The sequence below is a fragment of the Bartonella sp. CM120XJJH genome, from assembly GCF_042194715.1.
Taxonomy (GTDB): Bacteria; Pseudomonadota; Alphaproteobacteria; order Rhizobiales; family Rhizobiaceae; genus Bartonella.
On the sequence record NZ_JBHINE010000101.1, the window covers coordinates 1 to 800 of the forward strand.

The following is an 800-nucleotide window of genomic DNA, read 5'->3' on the forward strand; positions in this document are numbered from 1 at the left end:
TACCAGTCACGGCATCCGTCAACCCAGATTTAATTTCCCCATCTAATATAAATATAAGCTTGCTATTTGTCTTCGCTTCACCTGATCCATGCGTTGCAACAAAGGCGCCTTTAGCTTTATCCCACAACAAGGCGTCACCTTGAACTGATTGAGTAATATTACTTAGTTTTTCATCAAACTTTTTGACCTCATTAGACAGATGCGTATTTACATTCTGGACACTCGTATCAAGACCCGCAAACGCACTTCCAACATCGTTATAAGTATTATCCGTTACAGCACCATCATTAGTAATATTAGAGATTTTATAAGAAGGAGCTGTCCAAGCGCCATTTTCATACTTAGCATTACCACCCAAAGTTTTCGCAACATTATCACCTAACACATGAAGCTGATTACCCGTTACAGCATCCGTTGAAATAGCAGAAATATCTCCATTTTGAAGAGATGTAATCTTGCTGTTTTCTTTCTTGTCTCCATGTATCGCTACAAAAGAACCTTTGGACTTATCCCACAACAAAGCGTCATTTTTAGCAGCCGTAATGTCCTTTTCAATCTCTTTGCTAATTTCATCCTTAATATTATTAAATTTATCTTTAACATTCTCGAATGAAACACCAACACCGGCAAAGGCAGATGCAACACCGTCATAAGTCGAGTCAGAAACACTACCATCAGATGCAAATTTTTTAACCTTGAATGTAGGAGCTGTCCAAGCGCCATTTTCATACTTAGCATTACCGCCCAAAGATTTTGCAACACTGCTTCCTAGGGTATGAAGCTGGGAACCATTTATGGCA

The 800-nt window shown here is 39.0% G+C and carries 1 pseudogene; it reads right to left on the reverse strand.

The annotated features are described in order from the left end of the window. Positions 1–800, reverse strand: a pseudogene (locus ACFIKU_RS10000) (hypothetical protein); the annotation flags it as partial.